Consider the following 17,623-nt stretch of genomic DNA (forward strand, 5'->3'; position numbering starts at 1 on the left):
CCGCAGCGGGGCGTTGCGTGAGATGAAAGACGCAGGTGGGACGTGTCGGATCAGTACGAGGAGCTGCGGGTCTTCCTGCATCTGGCGGGGACGCTGAACTTCGGGCGGACGAGTCTGGAGTGCCATGTCAGTGCGGCGACCCTGACCCGGACCGTCCAGCGGCTGGAGTCCCGGGTGGGGCACCGGCTGTTCGACCGGGGTCCGCGCGGGGTGTCTTTGACGACGGAGGGCCATCGCTTCCGGGAGTACGCGACGCGGGCGCTGGAGCTGTGGCACACGTACCGGGCGGGGTATCAGGACCCGGTGGAGCTGAGCGGCACGCTCGGGGTGTTCGCGACGGTGACGGCCTGCCAGACGCTGCTGCCCTCGCTCCTCGCCCCCTTCCTGGCGGCGCATCCGCGCGTCCGTCTCGATCTGCGGACCGGGGACGCGGCGACCGCGCTGGCCCGGCTGGACGAGGGGGAGGTCGAGGTCGCGGTGGCCGGTGTGCCGCACCGGGTCCCGGACGCGCTGGTCACCCGGACCGTGGCGGTCACCGACCTGGTGTTCGTGACCGCGCGGGAGCGGCCGGACCCGGGGGTGCGGGGTCCGTTCGTGCTGCCGCGCCGGGGGCTGGTGCGGGAGGCCGCGCAGCGCTGGCTGCGTGCGCACGGGCGTGCCCCGGTGATCGGCGCCGAACCGGACGGCCATGAGGCGTTGCTGACCCTGGTCGCGCTGGGCTGCGGTACGGGGGTGGTGCCGCGGTTGGTGCTCGATCACAGCGCGGTGCGGGAGCGGTTGGCGGTCGTGGCGGTGGAGCGGGGGCCCGATCCGCTGACGATCGGGCTGTGCGTGCGGCGGCCCGATCTGCGCAGGCCGCTGGTCGCGGCGTTGTGGAGTCTCACGGCGTGACGCGGTGCCGCGGGCCGGGTCGCCGGTACCTCGCGCCCCGGGTTCCCACGAACGCTTGTCCCGTGCGGGTGGCTCGTGGGGTGCGCGGTTCCCCGCGCACCTGGGTACGCGGTGCGGACCGCACCTGTTTCTGTACGGGTCGTTCGTGGGTGCGCGGTTCCTCGCGCCCCTGGGTACGCGGTGCGGACCGGACTTGTTCGCGTGCGGGTCGCTCGTGGGGTGCGCCGTTCCCCGCGCCCCTGGAGGGTGCCGCCTGGGGTATCTCGTCGGCTGCGGCCGGGAGCACCCGCACCCGGGGAACCGGCAGGAGTCGACGCCCCAAAGGGGCGCGGGGAACTGCGCACCCCCGTCGAACCCGCACAGGAACAAGTGGGCCCAGCTGCGAGTACCCAGGGGCGCGAGGAACTGCGCACCCACGAGCGACCCGCAGAGAACAGGTGCGGTCAGACCGCGTACCCAGGGGCGCGGGGAACCGCGCATCCACGGACGGGCGGACCTCGGGGCGTGCGGGAAGGCGGACGGTCAGGGGGCGATGCGCAGCGGGTCGTCCAGGACCGGCTGCCACGCCAGCTCGGCCGCGCCGACAAGGCTGTTGTGGTCCAGGACGCACGGCAGGATCGGCACACCCCCGCTGCGGCCCCACAGACTACGGTCCGCGACCACGGCCCGCAGCCGTTCGGGGTCCGCTTCGAGGAGCGCCTTGTGGAGCCCGCCGAGGATGATCCGGTCCGGGTTGAGGATGTTGACCAGCTGGGCGAGCCCCAGCCCGAGCCGGTCGATGAGCAGTTCGGTGGCGATCCGGATCGCGGGCTCGTCGTACGCGTCGCGGATGAGGTCCCGGGCCTGCTGGAGGACGGACGTCCCGGGGCCCGGGTCGCGGCCCGCCGCGGTGAGGAAGGCGTGGGGGTCGGTCTCGACGTCCAGGCAGCCCCGGCCGCCGCAATAGCACCGGTGCCCGCCTTCCGGGCGGACCGGGAGATGACCGACCTCCAGGGCGAGCCCGGAACTCCCGGTGTGCAGCTTCCCGTCCAGCACGAGCGCGCCGCCGACACCCGTGTGTCCGGTGGCCACGCACAGCAGGTCGCGGGCGCCCCGGCCCGCGCCGTGCCGGTGCTCGGCGAGGGCGGTGAGGTTGACGTCGTTGCCCGCGCGCGCGGGGCCCGTGATCCCGGCGGCGCGCACCTGGTCGGCGAACACCTCGCGGACCGGGGAGCCCGGTGGCCAGGCCAGATGCAGCGGGTTGAGGGCGGCGCCCTCGGGTTCGGTCATGGCGGACGGGACGGCGAGTCCCGCGCCCACACAGCGGCGCGGGGTGGCGGCCAGGAGTTCCGCGCCGGCGGCGACGACGGTCCCGAGGGCACCGGCCGGGTCGGCGTCGACGGCCGCGCGCCGGGACGCGGTGGCGACGATCCGGCCGCCGAGGCCGACGAGTGCGACCCGCAGTCCGTCGGCGTGGATCTGTCCGGCGAGCACGACGGGGCCGTCCTCGGCGAGGTGCAGCCGGTGCGAGGGGCGGCCCTGGGAACCGGTGGCGGCGCTGGGGTGGGAGTCGACCCGGATGAGTCCGAGGGCCTCCAGCTCGGCGGCGACCGCCCCGGCGGTGGCCCGGGTGACGCCCAGTTCCGCGGTGAGGACGGCCCGGGTGGGTGCCCGTCCCGTGTGCACCAGTGCCAACGCGGGCCCCAGCGCGCCGCGTCCGCGTTCCAGCCGGGTACGCGTGGACCCGTCCCCCACCGTCCTCGGTGCCGCCTTGCCGTTCATGAGGGCGAGTCTCCCATGATCGGCGCACCGCGCGGTCCGGCCGGGCCCCGGGACGGGGCGTCGGCCCATGGCGGCGGCACCGCTGTCCGGTACCCGACGACGCGGCGGCTGTGGCGGCTGTGGTGCCAGTGGTGGCTGTGGTGCGGACGGTCCCCGTACCCGGTCGCGGCGCGGGGGCCGGGGCGCGGGTACGGGGAGAGGTGGTCGGGGGGCGGGGTCAGCCGCCCTGCGGTGCCGAGTCGGGCTGGAGCGGCAGCTCCAGCGGGACCGGGCTCCGCGGGTCGACCCCGCGGGTGCGGCCGACGGCCCGTCCCCGGCCGGACAGGGTCCGGGACGGGGGTCTGGTCCGCAGCTCGCGCAGTTCGTATTCCATCGCCCGCAGCCGCTGATGGGTGCGGAACAGATAACTCACCTTGGTGCGCAGGGCCCAGGGATCGACGGGCTTGGGGATCAGGTCCGCGACCCCGAGCCGGAGCGCGGCCGAGGAGAGGGCCGCGTCCGGTCCGAAGCCGGTGAGCAGGACGATGGGTATGTACTGGGTCTGTTCGACCCGCCGCATATAGCGCACGACCTCCAGGCCGCCGACGTCCGGGACCCGTACGTCGAGCAGCAGCAGACCGATGTTCCCGCGCAGGACTTCCTTCAGTGCCGCGTCACCGCTCGTGGCGCAGACGACCTCGTGCGTGAGCGGGGACAGCGCGCTCTCCAGCGCGTAGAGCGTGTCCTCATGGTCGGCGACGATGAGGATCTTGGCGTCCGACGGCATGCCGCATTCCCCTCGCTTGGGGCCACTCAGCATATGCCTGGAGCGACTGCGGGGATACAGAGCGTGTCAGATCCGCCACGATCCCGGCCGGAAGGAGCCGGTGCGGTGCACCGGCTCCGGGGGGCCGCGGCGTCCGGGTCAGGCGGCGGCCGGGGACGCGGAGCGCAGCACGGTGATCAGGTCCTGGACGGTGGCCGCCATGGCCTCGCGTCCGACGCTGAGGTACTTGCGGGAGTCGACGGCCTCGGGGTTCGCCGCGAGGAACCCCCGGATGGCACGAGTCATCGCGGCGTTGAGCGCCGTGCCGACGTTGACCTTGGCGATCCCTCCGGCGACGGCCCGGCGCAGTTCGCCGTCGGGCACGCCGGACGAGCCGTGCAGCACGAGCGGGACGGTGAGTGCGGCCGACAGGTCCGTGAGCAGGGTGTGGTCGAGGGCGGCGGTGCGGGTGGTCATGGCGTGCGAGCTGCCGACGGCGACGGCGAGCGCGTCGACCCCGGTGGCGGCGACGAACTCCCGTGCCTGGTCCGGGTCGGTACGGGCGCCGGGCGCGTGGGCGTCGAGCGGCGGCTGTCCGTTCTTGCCGCCGACCTCGCCGAGTTCGGCCTCGATCCACAGGCCCTGCTGGTGGCCCCACTCGGCGGCGGCGCGGGTGGTGGCGAGGTTCTCGGCGTACGGCAGCCGGGCCGCGTCGTACATCACCGAGCTGAATCCGGCGTCGGGGGCCTGCCGCAGCAGGTCGTCGCTCTGGACATGGTCCAGATGGAGGGCGACGGGGATCTCGGCGCGTTCGGCTGCGGCGACGGCGGCGCGGGCGAGCGGGAGCAGCCGTCCGTATCGGAACTTGACGGCGTTCTCGCTGATCTGGAGGACGACGGGGGCGCCCACGGCCTCGGCGCCGGTGATGACCGCCTCGACGTGCTCCAGCGTGATGATGTTGAACGCGGCGACGGCACCGCGGGCGGCCGCGGCCTGCGCGACGAGGTCTCCGGTTGCTGCGAGGGGCACGGGCCCCTCCTTCCTCTGTGGTTCCTGTCCCCGGACGGGCGGCCGGGGGTACCCCGCTCCGGGCGCCGCGGGAGGGGTGCGGCGCCCGGAGCGGGGAGCGCGGGTGGTCAGGGCGAGTCGAGGATCACCGAGCGGGTGAGGTGGCGGGGGCTGTCGGGGTCGAGGCCGCGGGCGGCGGCGACGGCGACGGCGAGGCGCTGGGCACGGACGAGTTCGGCGAGCGGGTCGAGGCCCCCGGCGATCCAGCGTCCGCCGGTCGCGCGGACCTGTTCGGCGAGCCCGTCGGGCGCCTCGCCGAACATCCAGGTGACGGTGGAGGTGGTGCTGATGCTGATGGGGCCGTGGCGGTACTCCATCGCCGGGTACGCCTCGGTCCAGGCGAGGGCCGCCTCACGCATCTTGAGTCCGGCCTCGTTCGCGAGGCCGACGGTCCAGCCGCGGCCGAGGAACGTGAACTGGGTGCGGTCGACGAGCCCTTCGGGCAGCGGGTCGGCGAGCGCGGTGCGGGCGTCGGTGACCGCGTCCTCGGTGTGGCGTCCCACATGGGCGCGCAGCAGGGTGAGGGCGGTGGTGGCGAAGCGGGTCTGCACGACGGACTTCTCGTCGGCGAAGTCGAGGACCACGACATCGTCCGCGAGGTCCATCACCGGGGTGGCGGGGTCGGCGGTGACCGCGGTGGTCCGGACCCGGCCGCGCAGGGACGCCAGCAGCTCCAGTACCTCGGTGGTGGTGCCGGAGCGGGTGAGGGCGACCACCCGGTCGTAGGCGCGGTGGCCGGGGAACTCGGAGGCGGCGAAGGCGTCGGTCTCGCCCTGGCCCGCGTCCTCGCGCAGGGCCGCGGCGGACTGCGCCATGAACAGCGAGGTGCCGCAGCCCACGACGGCCACGCGTTCGCCGGGCGCGGGCAGGGCCGCGCGATGGTCGGCGGCCAGCGCGGCGGCGCGGGTCCAGCACTCGGGCTGGCTGTTCAGTTCGTTCTCGACATGACTCATGCCGGTTTCCCTCTCCCCACTGTCACACGCGTCAGGTGATGCGTTTTTCTGCAAGATACAGTGGACTTTCGAGCATCTTCAAGCATTCTCGGGTCTCAGGAAGCTGCGCTAGGGTCACGGAAGATCTGGAAGGGAGCACGCCGATGTCCCGCGACGCCCGGTGGAAGTCGCTGCTGGAACTGCTGGTGGAACGCGGACGCCTCGATGTGGAAGAGGCCGCTTCCACCCTCGGGGTTTCATCGGCGACGATCCGTCGCGATTTCGACCAACTGGCCGAACAGCAGATGCTGGTGCGCACCCGGGGCGGCGCGGTGGTGCACGGCGTCTCGTACGAACTCCCGCTGCGCTACAAGTCCGCGCGGCACGCCTCGGAGAAGCAGCGGATCGCCGCCGCCGTGGCCGCTCTCGTCGCACCGGGCGAGGCCGTCGGGCTGACGGGCGGGACGACGACGACCGAGGTGGCGCGGGCCCTCGCCGTACGCACCGACCTGGCGTCCGGCACCCCCGCCCTGACGGTGGTCACCAACGCGCTCAACATCGCCAACGAGCTGGCGATCCGCCCCCAGTTCAAGATCGTGCTGACCGGCGGTGTCGCCCGCCCCCAGTCGTACGAGCTGACCGGCCCGCTGGCCGACACGGTCCTCGCGCAGATCACCCTCGACGTGGCCGTCCTCGGTGTCGTCGCGTTCGACGCCGTCCACGGCGCCGCCGCCCATGACGAGGCCGAGGCCGCCACGAACCGGCTGCTGTGCGAGCGCGCCGAGCGGATCGTCGTGGCCGCGGACTCCAGCAAGCTGGGCCGCCGCGCCTTCGCCCGCATCCGCCCCGCCGAGGGCGTCCACACCCTGGTCACGGACACGGCCGCCGACCCGGCGGCACTGGCACGCTTCGAGGACGCGGGCATCAGGGTCATGACCGTCTGACCGGACGGCCCCGGGTACGACGGGACATCACCGGGCACCGGAACGTCATCGGGCGCCGGGATGCCGGGCCGCCACCGGGCAGCGGGCCGTCACCGGGCAGTGGGTCGCCTGGACACCGTCGGGCACCGAGCACCGGGCATCCGGCATCGACGGGAAGACATCCGGGCCGGGTCGACCCCCTCACCGCACCTCGCAATCCACTCCCAAGGGACGGCGAAGGGCACCCCGCCCGTCACCGCGCAGACCACCGCGAACCCCCTTGCCCGCACCCCGGCACGGCCCCTACCCTCACTTTGTGCCGATAATAAACAAACTCGCGACCCCCGGGACGACCAGCACGTCCGCCTACCCTCGCGGCCCCCTCACCGTCTTTTTCGCCCTCGACGGATTCATCTTCGCGGGCTGGATCGTCCGTATCCCCGCGATCAAGGAGCAGACCGGCACCACGGCCAGCACCCTGGGCCTCGCCCTGCTGGGTGTGTCGGCCGGGGCGGTGATCACCATGATGCTCACCGGCCGGCTGTGCCGCCGCTTCGGCAGCCTCCGGGTCTCCATCGCCTGCGCCGCGCTGATGTCCCTGAGCGTGATCCTGCCCCCGCTGACCCGGTCGGCCCTGTCCCTGGGCCTGGTGCTGCTGCTGTTCGGCGCCGCCTACGGCTCGATGAGCGTGGCCCTCAACAGCGCGGCGGTGAACGTGGTCAACGCGATCCGGCGTCCCGTCATGCCCGCCTTCCACGCCGCGTACAGCCTGGGCGGGATGCTCGGCGCCGGACTCGGCGGACTGGTCGCGGGGCAGCTGTCGCCCACCCGGCACCTGCTCGGACTCGCCGTCATCGGACTCGTGGTGACCGCCGTCGCCGCCCGCCCCCTGCTGCGCCACGGCATCCCCGATCCCGTACCGGCGGGCCCCGCCACCCCGGCCGACGCGCCCGCGCGGAAGGCGGCGCACCGGATGGAGCCCCGTACCCGGCGGCTGGTCTTGGTGTTCGGTGTGATCGCGCTGTGCACGGCGTACGGCGAGGGCGCGCTCGCCGACTGGGGCGCGCTGCATCTGGAGGAGACCCTGGCCGCCCATCCCGGTGTCGCGGCGGCGGGTTACTCGTGTTTCGCCCTGACCATGACGATCGGCCGGTTCTCGGGGACGACCCTGCTGGAGCGGCTGGGCCGCACCCGCACCCTGGTCGCCGGTGGCGCGACCGCCGCGGTCGGCATGCTCGTCGCCGCACTCGCCCCGACGCTGTGGCTGGCGCTGGCCGGCTTCGCCGTCACCGGCCTCGGGCTCGCCAATATCTTCCCGGTGGCCGTGGAACGCGCCGGAGCCCTCGCCGGACCGAACGGCATAGCCGCCGCCTCCACCCTGGGCTACGGCGGCCTGCTGCTGGCTCCGCCCGCGATCGGCTTCATGGCCGACTGGTACTCCCTGCCCACCGCCCTGACCAGCGTGGCACTCCTCGCCGCGGTGGCCTCGGTGATCGCCTGGGCGATCCGCGACACCCGGACCGCCCCGGCCCACGGCTGAGACACCGCGGCCCCGGGTGTCCAAGGGCGGGCGGGACCCGTACGCGGCACCCGGGGCAGGGCGGTCGCGAGAGCGGAACCGTCAGCGGTTGATGGACGAGAGCAGCCGGCCCGCCACCGGATGGGTACGGACGACCTCGCCGAGCGTGGTGGTGCCCCGGGTGATCCGGGTGAACGCCTTCCACGCGGGACGGAAGCCCGTCAGCGCGGCGTGCAGCATTCCGGGCCTGCGCTCGAAGACCGCCATCATCCGCTTGCCGACGCTCATCTCCACCCCCAGCCCCGCCTTCACCGCGAAGGCGTAGTTGAGGGCCTGGCGGCGGGCGTCGACGGCGTCGTGCGACTCCGCGATACGCACCGCCCACTCCCCCGCGAGCCGCCCCGACCGCAGCGCGAAGGAGATACCCTCCCGCGTCCACGGCTCCAGCAGCCCGGCCGCGTCACCGCAGACCAGCACCCGGCCCCGGGACAGCGGGGAGTCGTCGGCGCGGCAGCGGGTCAGATGCCCCGAGGAGATGCCCGGCTCGAAACCGGCCAGCCCCAGCCGGGCGATGAAGTCCTCCAGGTACCGCTTGGTCGCGGCGCCCTCGCCGCGCGCGGAGATCACCCCGACCGTCAGGGTGTCGCCCTTGGGGAACACCCAGCCGTAACTGCCGGGCAGCGGGCCCCAGTCGATGAGGACCCGGCCCTTCCAGTCCTCCGCGACCGTCGGCGGAACGGGGATCTCGGCCTCAAGACCCAGATCGACCTGGCCGAGCTTCACCCCCACATGCGCCCCTATCCGGCTCGCGCTGCCGTCGGCGCCGACCACGGCCCGCGCCAGCAGCGTCTCGCCGCCCTGGAGGACGACGGCCACCGTGCGCCGGTCGGGGACGGCCGGGCCGTGCTGCTCCACCCGTGTGACCGTGGCCCCCGTGCGCAGTTCGGCGCCCGCCTTCTGCGCGTGCTCCACCAGCCGCTGGTCGAACTCGGGGCGGTTGACCAGCCCGAACAGGGTCTGCTTGGACCTGCGGGTCCGGGCGAACCTGCCGTCGAGGGTGAACGTCACCGCGTGCACCCGGTCCTGGAGCGGCAACTCGAATCCGGGCGGCAGCGCCTCACGGGAGGGACCGATGATGCCACCGCCGCATGTCTTGTAACGCGGCAGATCGGCCTTCTCCAGCAACAGGACGCTGCGCCCCGCCACGGCCGCCGCGTAGGCGGCGGAGGCTCCCCCCGGTCCCGCCCCGACCACGACGACGTCCCACACATGACGGGCCTCGTCCGAAGAGTTCTCGCTGCTCACGTTGGTCTACCGCTCCGATCCCACAGCTTGCCGCGCTTCCATCAGGCATCCTACGGCGGTGGCCGCCGCTTCCCGCTGTGGGAGGATCACCAGCGTCCGCGCCGTGCACACCCCGGCACCCGCGAAGGCACCGACACATCACCGTGTACAACGTCGCACCCGTCAGGAGCGTGCCCATGTCGCCGAATCCTCTCGCCGAGACCGTCGCGTCGCTGATGCCGAGGGCCCGTACCGAGCTGGCCGAGCTGGTCGCCTTCCGGTCGGTGGCGGACTTCGCGCAGTTCCCCAGGAGCGAGAGCGAGGCCGCGGCGGACTGGATCGTGGGCGCGCTGCGCGCCGAGGGCTTCCAGGACGTCGCCACGCTCGACACACCCGACGGCACCCAGTCGGTGTACGGCTACCTGCCCGGCCCCGAGGGCGCGCCGACCGTACTGCTGTACGCGCACTACGACGTACAGCCGCCGCTGGACGAGGCCGCCTGGGACAGCCCGCCGTTCGAGCTGACCGAGCGGGAAGGCCGCTGGTACGGACGCGGATCCGCCGACTGCAAGGGCGGTCTGGTGATGCATCTGGTGGCGCTGCGCGCGCTGAAGGCCCACGGCGGCGTCCCGGTCCACGTCAAGGTCATCGTGGAGGGCTCCGAGGAACAGGGCACCGGCGGCCTGGAACGGTACGCGGAGCAGCACCCCGAACTGCTGCGCGCCGACACCATCGTGATCGGTGACGCGGGCAACTTCCGGGTGGGCCTGCCGACGGTGACGACGACCCTGCGCGGGATGACGATGGTGCGGGTCGAGATGGAGACCCTGGAGGGCAATCTGCACTCCGGGCAGTTCGGCGGCGCCGCGCCGGACGCGCTGGCCGCGCTGATCCGTGTCCTCGACTCGCTGCGCGCCGAGGACGGTTCGACCACCGTGGACGGGCTGTCCGGTGACGGGGTGTGGGACGGGCTCCAGTACGACCCGGAGGCGTTCCGCGCGGACGCGCATGTGCTGGACGGGGTGGAGCTGATCGGGTCGGGCACGGTCGCGGACCGGATCTGGGCGCGGCCCGCCGTCACGGTGCTGGGCATCGACTGCCCGCCGGTGGTGGGCGCCCCGCCTTCGGTGCAGTCCCGTGCGCGGGCCCTGGTCAGTCTGCGGGTGCCGCCGGGCGTGGACGCGGCCGAGGCGACGAAGCTCCTCACCGCCCACCTCACCTCCCGGACCCCGTGGGGTGCCCGGGTACGCGTCGAGCAGACGGGTGAGGGCCAGCCGTTCCGCGCCGACACGACGAGTCCCGCGTACACGGCGATGGCCGGGGCGATGAGCACCGCGTACCCCGGTGAGCGGATGCAGTACGCGGGTCAGGGCGGGTCGATCCCGCTGTGCGGCACGCTGGCCGCGCTGTATCCCGCGGCGGAGATCCTGCTGATCGGGCTGAGCGAGCCGGAGGCCCGTATCCACGCGGCGAACGAGAGCGTGTCGCCGCAGGAGTTGGAGCGGCTGTCCCTGACGGAGGCCCTGTTCCTGCGCGCCTACGCGGGGAGCTGACCGGGACGGGTGGGCAACGGTCGCATGCCCGGGCGGGTGACCGTCAGGGGCCCGGGGGCGGGTGGTGGTCAGGGCCCGTGACCGGTGCTGATCCGGTGCTTGCGGCCGGTGGCGGTCAGGCGCCCGCGGCCGTCACCCGGCCCTTGCGGACGGCGGTGACCAGGGCCCGGTGGTCGCGTTCGTTCTGGTCGGCGTAGTCCTCCGCGAACACGGCCAGCGCGCGGTCGAGGACATCGCCGCCGCCCAGATAGGCGGCGATGGCGATCCGGTCGCCGGACCGGGCGTGGGCGCGCGCCAGGGTCGCCCCGCACAGCTCGCCGAACACCCGCATCCCCTTGGGCACCATGTCCTGCGGCTCCACGATGCCCTTCCAGTCGTGCAACTGGCGTACGTAGAAGTCGCGTTGTGGGACATCGACATCGGTCACCCGGTCCCAGCCGAGGAACACGTCCCCGACCGCCTGCATCAGCCGCTGTCCGGCGACCACGCGTTTGCCCTGGTTGTCGTAGGGGCTCTCGCCGAGATGCTCGGCGAGGACCGACCGGTCGGCCTCCTTGGCCTGGAGGATCAGCGGGTCCTGGTCGTCCTTGCCGAGGAGAAGCAGGATCCAGCAGCGGGTGCCGACGCTGCCGACCCCGACGACCTTGCGGGCGATGTCCACGACCCGGTACTGGCGCAGCAGATGCCGGCGTTCCATGGCCAGGCTGCGTACGTACCGCTCCACGAGCTGGCGCAGCCCCTTCACCAGCCGGTCCAGTTCGGCGCCGCTCAGCAGGTCGTCGACCGGCACGATCAGCGGCGGGTCGGGGGTGAAGCGGCGTCGCCCGTCGTGGACCGCGGTGAGCTTCTCGAACGCCTGGAGGCTGTCGCGGGTCCGTGCCTTGCCGAGGGCCTTGGTCAGCCGGCCGCGGCCCCGGGCGCCGAGCCGTTCGTCGGCCAGTAGCCGCACCCGTTCCATGTCGCCGTGGTCGTACCAGACGTCGAGGTTGCCCATCCCCGCGTAGGCCCGCATGCGTTCGCGGTAGGACCGTACGGTGTCCTGGACGATCCGGGCGCGCACCGACCGGGGCCAGCCGTTCTCCCGTGCGGCGATGACCAGGCTCGCCGCGAGTCGCTGGAGGTCCCATTCCCAGGGGCCCCGCAGGGTCTCGTCGAAGTCGTTGATGTCGAAGACCAGGCGCCGTTCGGGGGAGCCGAGCAGCCGGAAGTTGAGCATATGGGCGTCACCGCAGAGCTGGACGGTGAGCCCGGAGTCCGGGGTGGTGGCCAGGTCCTGGGCCATCACGGCCGCGGCTCCCCGGTAGAAGCGGAACGGGGTCTCCGTCATCCGTCCGTAGCGGATGGGGATCAGCTCCTGGACCCGGGCGGCCGACTGCTCCTCGACGACGGCGACCGGGTCGGGCCGCCCCGGCGCCGGTTCGAACCCGGCGTGCGCGGACCTCGGGGTCCGTTTGCGGGCCGCCTTTCCGCGCTCCGCGCGTTCCCGGGGGGTCAGATGGCGGGCGCCGCCCACCATCACCCGTCCGCCGGGCTTCCCGCTGCCTCGCGCCATGGCGCCGCACCTCCAGGTCGCACGGAGCGCACCCGGGGCAGACCGCCCTACCGGGCCGCACCACCCCAGTATCCGCCCCGCGCCCCGGCCGCGCCCGCTGCCGTGCTTCCGGGGCCTGTCCGGTCGGTGCGGGGGTCTGTCCCGGCTGGTGCGGGGTCCCTGTCCGGTCGGTGCCGGGGCCCTGTCCGGTCGGTGCCGGGGCCCTGTACCGCCGTTGCGGGGGCGTGTCCGGTCGGTGCAGGTCCACATCCGGTCGGCGTGGGGCCCGTCCGCTCGACGCGGGGCCCGTCCGCTCGGTGGCGGGCCCGTCCAGCCGCGATCCCGGGCGTCGGCCAGGGGCTTCCGTCCGGATCGGGGCTGACGGGTGGGCGGGCCGTGCCGGTCGGTGCCCGCCGCACCGACCGGCAGGGGTCACCGGCCGCGCGGCGCCCGGCTACACGGGCAGTCCGGCCTCCAGATAGACGACGGCGCCCTGTTCCCGGGCGCGCAGCGCCCAGCGGAGGCGGGCGTACCGCTCGGGGGGCAGCAGCCGGCGGGCCTCGTCCTCGGCGACGAAGCGGCAGTCACGCAGTTCGGGGCCTGGCAGCAGCAACTGTCCGGCGCGGTCGGCGTCGAGGTGGCCGCCGTCGAAGAGCAGCCGCAGTCCTCCGTAGGCGGGAGGCGCGGGCGGTTCCCAGTCCAGGAGGAGCAGCCGGGGCACCTGGTCGAGCCGCAGCCCGGTCTCCTCGGCGACCTCGCGGACGCCCGCGCGGGCGGGCGCCTCGCCGGGTTCCACGATGCCGCCGGGGAACTCCCAGCCCGCCTTGTACGTGGGATCGACGAGCAGGACACGGTCCTCGGCGTCGAAGAGGAGCACCCCGGCGGCGACGGTCTCGGCGCCGGGCTGCGGGGTCTGGACGATGTCGCTGACGGGAGCGGTCCCGGTGCGGACGGCTTCCGCGATCCGGACGGCGGTGGCGTGCGGGGTGAGCCGTCCGTTGTCGATGAGGTGGGCGTCGGCGGCGAGCCAGGAGCCGAGCGCGGCGCGGTAGGCCGCCACCGGGTCGTCCTCGCGCGGACGGACCCGGACCGCGCCGTCGGGGCGGTCCGCAGGGGCCGGGTGCTGGGCGGTACGGGCGCGCAGGATCGTTTCCGCCGGGGCGAGCACGACATGGCGTACGGGAATCCGGCGGGAGGCCAGCGCGCCGAAGATCTCGTCGCGGTGGTCCTGGCGCAGCAGGGTCATCGGGACGACGAGGACACCGCCGACCTCCGCGAGGACGGCCGCCGTGGTGTCGATGACCAGTCGCCGCCAGATCGGCAGTTCCTGGTGGTCGGCTATCTCGTCGAGGTACTTGGGCGGCAGCAGCCGAGGCAGCGCGCCGCTGATGACCCCGGGGTCGAAGAGTGTGCTGTTCGGGATCAGCTCGATCAGTTCCCGTGCGGTGGTCGTCTTGCCCGCACCCGACGCACCGTTCACCCAGACGATCACGGTTCCCCCTCTGCTGGTAAACCCTGAAGGACTGCCCGGAAGGCCCCGCCGCGAAAACCAGGGCCCCGTAGGTGGACCTACCCGCGCTTCCGCCGTGGCAGGCGCGCGATTCCCGCTCCGCTCGGCTCCCCGCCGCTGTCCGGCCCCGGCCGGCCCGCCCCCGCGTGGCCGCCGGGCGCGGCGGCGGGGGGCCGGCCCACCTCCGCGGGGCGGGCCGGGGACCGTGTCGTGCCCGGTGGGGGGCGTGCCCGGACCCGGCCGGGCGTGGCGCCGACGGCGGGGGCACCGGCGGCGGGGCAGCCGATCGCCCCCGGGGCGCGGGGCCCCGGGGGCGATCGGGAAGCGGGCCGGTGGCGCACTCCCGCCATGAAGGTGCGGGCCGGACCAGGCTCCGCCGACGGCTCAGCCGGAGAACTCCTCGGACGGGAAGCCCGCCGCGCCGCCGCCGAACATGCTGTCCATGATCTCGTCCAGCTTCAGCTCCGTGGCACCGGCCGGGGCCTCGGGCTTCTCGGCGTCGGTCAGCCGCAGGACCAGGTCGATCTTCTTGCCCTTGAGCTTCTTGTCGAGCTGGCTGAGGTCGATGGAGACCTCCTTCAGCTCACCGTTCTTCAGGGTGAAGTCGGCGGAGCCCTTCTTGGTGGGGAGCTCCTTCAGTTCCTTGGCCGTGGGCAGCTCGACACCCGGCGGCAGGTCCTTCGCCAGCGGGCGGATCTCCTCGACCATCGCCGTGACGAGGGCACGCAGGGAGGCGGTGGCCGTGACGCGCTCGGCGCCGTCCTTGCCCTCGGCGGTCTTGAACTCGACCTTGCTGGAGAGGACGCCGGTCACCGCGTCGAGCAGCTTCTTCTGCGTCTTGGCGTCGAGGGTGGGCTCCGCGGCCTCCTTGGGCGCTTCCGCCATCACCTCTTTCTGGATCTCCTCCAGCTTCTTGTTGGAGACCTTGACCCATTCGCCCTTGAGCGCCTTCTCGATCGCCGCACGGCTCTCGGCGAGCTCACCGGGCGGGAGCATGTCGTCCACGGACGGCGCGGGGCTGCCCGACAGCTTCGCGAACGCCGCCAGGTCGAACCGGGCGTAGGTGAAATCACCGACGGTCCGGTACTCGATGAGCTCGCCGTCGGCACCGCTGACCTTGGCCGCCATGCCGACGAAGTCCTTCTGGCCGGACTCGGCGAACGGCTTCTTCGACTCCACGGAAACGGAGATCTTCCCCGCGGTGATCAGCTCGGCGAACTCGTCGGGGATCTGGTCGTCGGGCGAGGCGGCGGGGTCGATCGACTTCAGGGTCGCGACATCCGTGTCGAGGTCCAGCTCGAACCCGACCGAGTTCTCCTTCCCGAGCTTCTCGAACGCGCGGTCGATCTTCTGCCCCGCGGTCAGGTTCTCCACCGTGCCGCAGGCGGCGGAAACCGACACGACGAGAGCGACGACAGCGGTGGCGGTGAGGGTCTTGCGTATGGCGGTGATGACGTTTCTCCTCGTGGATGCGATCACGGCGTGATCAATGGCAAGACCGACGACACCCCCGGAGGGTTGTACGGCGATCGGTGTGATCTGCGCCCGGTCCGTGCCGCGAGGGGCGCGCGTCCTGGCGGGTCCGCGAGCGGGTCGGGTGCGGCGTGACGTGATCGGTGACCTCGTCGGCCTCGTGGACGCCCTGGCGCTCGGGGGACACGCTCATTGTGACGCCTCGACAGCCTCCGCCGGTAACGGGTTTCGCCGGTCGGCGGGGTTCGGCGCGGGCCGGGATCGGCGACGGCCCCGCCGGTCGGCGGGGGCCGGTCGGCGGGGCCGGGGGTCTGGGGGGCGGGGGGACGTCTGCCGGTCGACGTGGGCTGCCGGGGGCGTCGGCCGGTCGACGGGCGGCCCCGAACGTCGGCCCGGCTCGCCCCCGCCTCCCCGGCCGTGCGCTCACCCCTTCGAAGGGTTCCGGGTGCGCAGCAGCTCGAACACGCTGGAGAAGCTGTCCTGGCCATGGCCGTCGGCCGCTCTCCTGTCGAGCAGGGCCTTCAGCGGGTCGTGCACGTCGGTGGCGACACCGTGGGTGCGGCTGAGGCCGACGAGGCTGCCGACCGCGGCCCGGTTCAGGTCGATCGTGGAGACCCCGTCCGAGTACGATCCCGATCCCGCCTCCCGCGCCAGCTCGGGCAGGAAGTCGGCCATGCCGCCCAGCCAGCGGGCCGCGAGCGGGGCCAGCACCTCGGGAGGGGTGCCCACCGTGTCGAGCAGGGCCGCCGCGTGCAGGAACCCGGCGAGGGCCGCGTACCCGGTGCCCAGCACGGCGAGGTCGTGGATCTCCGCCGCGCCGGGGTCCGTGCCGAAGTAGTGGGCCGGTGCCATCACTTCCAGCTCGGGCCGATAGGTGGTGAAGGCGTCCTGGGAGCCGCTGTAGAGGAAGAAGCCCGACGGGGTGGCGACCGTCTGCGGCAGGGCCATCATCGCGCCGTCGAGGTAGTCGGCGCCGTGCCCGGCGGCCCAGGCGGCGAGCTCCCGGGCCTGGTCGGGGCTGCTGTTGGCGAGGTTGACCAGGGTGCGGCCACGGAGCTCGGCGGTGGCCGGGCCGAGGGCCTCGCGTACCGCTTCGTGGTCGAGGAGCGGAGCGATCACCAGCGGGCCCGCCGTCACGGCCTCGGCGGCGGTGGCCGCGCCGGCGGCGCCTCGCGCCACGAGCGGACCGGCCTTCGCCGCGGTGCGGTTCCATACGGTCACGGGGTGGCCGGCGGCGAGGAACGCGTCGGCGATCGGGGTGCCCATCCGGCCCAGCCCGAGGACCGTCACGGGAGACTTCGTACGCTCAGACATTCCGCTCACCCTTCTCGTCGCTGTTCGAGTCGGCCTTCTCGTCGGCCTTCGTGTCACCCTTCGGGGCGGCCGTCGCGTCGACCGCCGTGTCGCCCTTCGAGATCGTCCGCGCCACGCTGGCGATGCCGCTCCTGCCGTGGCCGTCGGCCGCCGTCCGCTCCAGCAGGGTCCTGAACAGTTCCGGCACCCGGGTGCCGATGCCCTGGTCCGCGCTGGTGTGCAGGAGATGGTCCATCGCCGCCCCGTGCACCTCCACCGTGCCGTCGTCGTCCGGGAACCGGCCGTCCTCGATCTGCCGGGCGTGGTCCACCATCAGCGAGGTGACGAAGGGCATGTGCCCCTTCACCACCGCCGCGAAGGCCGTGGGGTCGACGCCCGCGGCGCCGACCAGGGCCACGGAGTGGTAGAAGCCCGCCAGCGCGCCCCAGACCTGGCCGAACAGCGCGGTGTCGTACACCGGGGCCAGCGCCGGGTCGGTGCCGAGGTGCACGGCGTTGCCGAGGCTCGCCAGTTCCTCCCGGTGGGCGTCGAAGGCGTCCTGGGAGCCGCTGAGGACGAACAGCGCCTCGGGGCGCCCGACCAGCCGGGTGCCGCTCATGGCGGCGCCGTCGAGGTAGCCGACGCCGTGTTCCGCCGCCCACCCGGCCGTCCTGGTGGCGTCCTCGGGGGTGCCGGAGGTGAGGTTCACCAGTACCCGGCCGCGCAGCCCGTCCGCCACCGGCCCGAGCAGCTTCTCCACGGTCGGGTAGTCCGGGAGGACCACCACGACGAGCGGACTCGCGGTGACCGCGGCTTCCAGGGTGGTGGCCCGGAGTGCTCCCTGGGCCACCAGGGCGTCGGCCTTCGCGGCGGTGCGGTTCCATACGGTCGTGGGGTGGCCGGCGGCGAGGAACGCCTGGGCGATCCGGGTCCCCAGCTGCCCCAGGCCGATCACCGACACCGCCGACTGCCCGTCGTTCGTGTGCTCCAGCATGGTCACTCCTGTGTGTCCGGTGGTCCGTCCGGTCCGCTGCGCCGGGCCGGTTCGTTCGACTGACCTCACTGTGGCCGCGCGCGCTGTCGGGACTCTGTCGGAGTGCTGTCGGTCATGGCTGTCGGTCATGGTCGGGCGGTGGGCGG

14 protein-coding genes are annotated in these 17,623 nt (G+C 73.6%); 4 read left to right on the forward strand and 10 right to left on the reverse strand.

From position 1 onward, the window contains the following. The first annotated feature begins 42 nt into the window (after nucleotides 1–42). Nucleotides 43–891 (forward strand): HTH-type transcriptional activator IlvY, encoded by an 849-nt coding sequence (gene ilvY, locus AB852_RS36865; RefSeq protein ID WP_073795862.1) that lies wholly within the window; start codon nucleotides 43–45, stop codon nucleotides 889–891. A gap of 522 nt (nucleotides 892–1,413) precedes the next feature. Here the strand turns inward: ilvY and AB852_RS36870 are convergent. From AB852_RS36870 to AB852_RS36885, 4 genes are all read right to left on the reverse strand, one after another. Beyond that, the gene (locus tag AB852_RS36870) at nucleotides 1,414–2,652 is read right to left on the reverse strand and encodes an ROK family transcriptional regulator (protein ID WP_073795864.1); all 1,239 of its coding nucleotides are present in this window, start codon (nucleotides 2,650–2,652) and stop codon (nucleotides 1,414–1,416) included. Between the two features lie 217 nt (nucleotides 2,653–2,869). Then, complete coding sequence (locus AB852_RS36875) at nucleotides 2,870–3,418, reverse strand: response regulator (protein ID WP_073795866.1); 549 nt, start codon at nucleotides 3,416–3,418, stop codon at nucleotides 2,870–2,872. 138 nt (nucleotides 3,419–3,556) lie between these two features. Next, complete coding sequence (locus AB852_RS36880; RefSeq protein ID WP_073795869.1) at nucleotides 3,557–4,426, reverse strand: class II fructose-bisphosphate aldolase; 870 nt, start codon at nucleotides 4,424–4,426, stop codon at nucleotides 3,557–3,559. A gap of 107 nt (nucleotides 4,427–4,533) precedes the next feature. Continuing rightward, nucleotides 4,534–5,418: an SIS domain-containing protein gene (locus AB852_RS36885; RefSeq protein ID WP_073795870.1), complete on the reverse strand. Its 885-nt coding sequence runs from the start codon at nucleotides 5,416–5,418 to the stop codon at nucleotides 4,534–4,536. A 143-nt stretch (nucleotides 5,419–5,561) separates the two neighbouring features. Between AB852_RS36885 and AB852_RS36890 the strand changes: the two genes are divergently transcribed. After that, nucleotides 5,562–6,341 carry a DeoR/GlpR family DNA-binding transcription regulator gene (locus AB852_RS36890; protein ID WP_073795872.1) on the forward strand — a complete coding sequence of 260 codons (780 nt, stop codon included), beginning with the start codon at nucleotides 5,562–5,564 and terminating at the stop codon, nucleotides 6,339–6,341. A gap of 295 nt (nucleotides 6,342–6,636) precedes the next feature. Beyond that, entirely contained in the window at nucleotides 6,637–7,860 is a 1,224-nt protein-coding gene (locus tag AB852_RS36895) for an MFS transporter (RefSeq protein ID WP_079185203.1), read from the forward strand. Between the two features lie 81 nt (nucleotides 7,861–7,941). Here the strand turns inward: AB852_RS36895 and AB852_RS36900 are convergent, their stop codons facing one another. After that, entirely contained in the window at nucleotides 7,942–9,144 is a 1,203-nt protein-coding gene (locus AB852_RS36900; protein ID WP_073795874.1) for a geranylgeranyl reductase family protein, read from the reverse strand. Between the two features lie 176 nt (nucleotides 9,145–9,320). Here AB852_RS36900 and AB852_RS36905 point away from each other — a divergent pair, with 176 nt between their 5' ends. After that, nucleotides 9,321–10,676, forward strand: a complete 1,356-nt coding sequence (locus AB852_RS36905; RefSeq protein ID WP_073795876.1) for a dipeptidase — start codon at nucleotides 9,321–9,323, stop codon at nucleotides 10,674–10,676. Nucleotides 10,677–10,791: 115 nt separating this feature from the next. Here the strand turns inward: AB852_RS36905 and AB852_RS36910 are convergent, their stop codons facing one another. The 5 genes from AB852_RS36910 to AB852_RS36930 form a co-directional block, all read right to left on the reverse strand. Next, complete coding sequence (locus AB852_RS36910; RefSeq protein ID WP_073795879.1) at nucleotides 10,792–12,228, reverse strand: DUF2252 domain-containing protein; 1,437 nt, start codon at nucleotides 12,226–12,228, stop codon at nucleotides 10,792–10,794. Between the two features lie 433 nt (nucleotides 12,229–12,661). Continuing rightward, entirely contained in the window at nucleotides 12,662–13,699 is a 1,038-nt protein-coding gene (locus tag AB852_RS36915; RefSeq protein WP_073795881.1) for an NUDIX hydrolase, read from the reverse strand. A gap of 402 nt (nucleotides 13,700–14,101) precedes the next feature. Beyond that, the gene (locus AB852_RS36920) at nucleotides 14,102–15,196 is read right to left on the reverse strand and encodes a hypothetical protein (protein ID WP_245877067.1); all 1,095 of its coding nucleotides are present in this window, start codon (nucleotides 15,194–15,196) and stop codon (nucleotides 14,102–14,104) included. Between the two features lie 417 nt (nucleotides 15,197–15,613). Further along, the gene (locus AB852_RS36925; RefSeq protein ID WP_073795883.1) at nucleotides 15,614–16,504 is read right to left on the reverse strand and encodes an NAD(P)-dependent oxidoreductase; all 891 of its coding nucleotides are present in this window, start codon (nucleotides 16,502–16,504) and stop codon (nucleotides 15,614–15,616) included. Further along, on the reverse strand, nucleotides 16,497–17,606 hold the full coding sequence (locus AB852_RS36930; RefSeq protein WP_079185204.1) for an NAD(P)-dependent oxidoreductase: 1,110 nt from the start codon (nucleotides 17,604–17,606) through the stop codon (nucleotides 16,497–16,499). Before AB852_RS36930 ends, AB852_RS36925 begins: the two co-directional genes overlap by 8 nt. Nucleotides 17,607–17,623 lie beyond the last annotated feature (17 nt).

This window comes from Streptomyces uncialis, assembly GCF_001905345.1.
GTDB classification, from domain to species: Bacteria; Actinomycetota; Actinomycetes; order Streptomycetales; family Streptomycetaceae; genus Streptomyces; species Streptomyces uncialis.

What these genes read in the sequence shown, in the direction of transcription:
- AB852_RS36870 (WP_073795864.1), bottom strand. Translation starts at nt 2,652, where the DNA reads ATGAACGGCAAGGCGGCACCGAGGACGGTGGGGGACGGGTCCACGCGT.
- AB852_RS36885 (WP_073795870.1), bottom strand. Translation starts at nt 5,418, where the DNA reads ATGAGTCATGTCGAGAACGAACTGAACAGCCAGCCCGAGTGCTGGACC.
- AB852_RS36875 (WP_073795866.1), bottom strand. Translation starts at nt 3,418, where the DNA reads ATGCCGTCGGACGCCAAGATCCTCATCGTCGCCGACCATGAGGACACG.
- AB852_RS36905 (WP_073795876.1), top strand. Translation starts at nt 9,321, where the DNA reads ATGTCGCCGAATCCTCTCGCCGAGACCGTCGCGTCGCTGATGCCGAGG.
- AB852_RS36925 (WP_073795883.1), bottom strand. Translation starts at nt 16,504, where the DNA reads ATGTCTGAGCGTACGAAGTCTCCCGTGACGGTCCTCGGGCTGGGCCGG.
- AB852_RS36930 (WP_079185204.1), bottom strand. Translation starts at nt 17,606, where the DNA reads ATGACCGACAGCCATGACCGACAGCACTCCGACAGAGTCCCGACAGCG.
- AB852_RS36890 (WP_073795872.1), top strand. Translation starts at nt 5,562, where the DNA reads ATGTCCCGCGACGCCCGGTGGAAGTCGCTGCTGGAACTGCTGGTGGAA.
- AB852_RS36910 (WP_073795879.1), bottom strand. Translation starts at nt 12,228, where the DNA reads ATGGCGCGAGGCAGCGGGAAGCCCGGCGGACGGGTGATGGTGGGCGGC.